This window comes from Rhizobium sp. BK181 (genome assembly GCF_014193305.1).
In the GTDB taxonomy this organism is placed as follows: domain Bacteria; phylum Pseudomonadota; class Alphaproteobacteria; order Rhizobiales; family Rhizobiaceae; genus Rhizobium.
Map to the genome: position 1 here is coordinate 1 of NZ_JACHZA010000038.1, position 2,500 is coordinate 2,500.

Here is a 2,500-nt window from a genome sequence, read left to right on the forward strand (position 1 = left end):
GCAGACCTGGCAGCGACCGACTCTCCCGCGTCTTAAGACGAAGTACCATAGGCGCTGGGGCGTTTCACGGCCGTGTTCGGAATGGGAACGGGTGCAGCCGCCCCGCCATAACCACCAGGTCAGCGAAGCGCAACAAATTGAGAAGCTGGCAGGCATTCGCCTGTTTTCTTTTAAACACGTCTAGGCGTCATTTCTGTCTGATGACAGTCATGAGCATTGATCAATGAGAACGATCAAGCCAATCGAGCTATTAGTACCGGTAAGCTTCACACATTGCTGCGCTTCCACACCCGGCCTATCAACGTGGTCGTCTTCCACGGCTCTGATAGGGAATACTCGTTTTCAGGTTGGTTTCCCGCTTAGATGCCTTCAGCGGTTATCCATTCCATATGTAGCTACCCTGCTATGCCGTTGGCACGACAACAGGTCCACCAGAGATATGTCCATCCCGGTCCTCTCGTACTAGGGACAGATCCTGTCAATATTCCTACACCCACGGCAGATAGGGACCGAACTGTCTCACGACGTTCTGAACCCAACTCACGTACCGCTTTAAATGGCGAACAGCCATACCCTTGGGACCTGCTCCAGCCCCAGGATGCGATGAGTCGACATCGAGGTGCCAAACAACCCCGTCGATATGGACTCTTGGGGGTCATCAGCCTGTTATCCCCGGCGTACCTTTTATCCGTTGAGCGATGGCCCTTCCACGCGGGACCACCGGATCACTATGACCGACTTTCGTCTCTGCTCGACTTGTCAGTCTCGCAGTCAGGCGGGCTTATGCCATTGCACTCGACGACCGATTTCCGACCGGTCTGAGCCCACCATCGCGCGCCTCCGTTACTCTTTCGGAGGCGACCGCCCCAGTCAAACTACCCACCATACACTGTCCCGGATCCGGATAACGGACCGCGGTTAGACATCCATGACGATAAGGGTGGTATTTCAAGGATGGCTCCACGGAAACTGGCGTCCCCGCTTCAAAGCCTACCACCTATCCTACACATGCCGACACGAATGCCAGTGTAAAGCTATAGTAAAGGTGCACGGGGTCTTTCCGTCTGACCGCAGGAACCCCGCATCTTCACGGGGAATTCAATTTCACTGAGTCTATGTTGGAGACAGCGGGGAAGTCGTTACGCCATTCGTGCAGGTCGGAACTTACCCGACAAGGAATTTCGCTACCTTAGGACCGTTATAGTTACGGCCGCCGTTTACTGGGGCTTCGATTCAAAGCTTGCACCTCTCCTCTTAACCTTCCAGCACCGGGCAGGCGTCAGACCCTATACGTCGTCTTGCGACTTCGCAGAGCCCTGTGTTTTTGATAAACAGTCGCTACCCCCTGGTCTGTGCCACCCCACCACACTTGCGTGCGAAGGGGTCACGCTTCTTCCGAAGTTACGCGTGCAATTTGCCGAGTTCCTTCAACATAGTTCTCTCAAGCGCCTTGGTATACTCTACCTGACCACCTGTGTCGGTTTCGGGTACGGTCTATACGGTGGAGCTATTTCCTGGAACCGCGTCCCTGCAAGATCAATCCAATAAGACCTTACAAGTTGAGCAATCCGTCACTACCACCAGGCCCACGAATATTAACGTGGTTCCCATCGACTACGCGTGTCCGCCTCGTCTTAGGGGCCGGCTAACCCTGCTCAGATTAACTTTAAGCAGGAACCCTTGGTCTTTCGGCGAGAGGGTCTCTCACCCTCTTTATCGTTACTCATGTCAACATTCGCACTTCCGATACCTCCAGGACCCCTCACGGGTATCCCTTCACAGGCTTACGGAACGCTCCGCTACCACGTGTATTGCTACACATCCTCAGCTTCGGTGCATGGCTTCAGCCCCGTTACATTTTCGGCGCAAAGACCCTTATTTAGACCAGTGAGCTGTTACGCTTTCTTTAAATGATGGCTGCTTCTAAGCCAACATCCTGGTTGTTTTGGGATCCTCACATCCTTTCCCACTTAGCCATGACTTGGGGACCTTAGCTGGAGGTTAGGGTTGTTGCCCTTTTCACGACGGACGTTAGCACCCGCCGTGTGTCTGCCGACTAGTACTCCCCGGTATTCGGAGTTTGGTTAGGATCAGTAAGACGGTGAGTCCCCATAGCCCATCCAGTGCTCTACCCCCGGGGGTATTCGGTCGACGCTCTACCTAAATAGATTTCGCGGAGAACCAGCTATTTCCGAGTTTGATTGGCCTTTCACCCCTAGCCACAAGTCATCCCAATCTATTGCAACAGATGCGGGTTCGGTCCTCCAGTTGGTGTTACCCAACCTTCAACCTGCTCATGGCTAGATCACTCGGTTTCGGGTCTAATGCAACTAACTAAATCGCCCTATTCAGACTCGCTTTCGCTTCGCCTACACCTACCGGCTTAAGCTTGCTAGTTACACTAAGTCGTTGACCCATTATACAAAAGGTACGCCGTCACCCTTGCGGGCTCCGACTGTTTGTAGGCATCCGGTTTCAGGTTCTATTTCACTCCCCTTGT

General features: G+C 53.5%; 2 rRNA genes (1 of these 2 cut by a window edge). Both read right to left on the reverse strand.

The window, feature by feature from the left end:
• Positions 1-4 precede the first annotated feature (4 nt).
• Positions 5-119 (reverse strand): 5S ribosomal RNA (gene rrf, locus FHT77_RS31035).
• Between the two features lie 110 nt (positions 120-229).
• Positions 230-2,500: ribosomal RNA gene (locus FHT77_RS31040) — 23S ribosomal RNA — on the reverse strand (it continues 530 nt past the right edge of the window).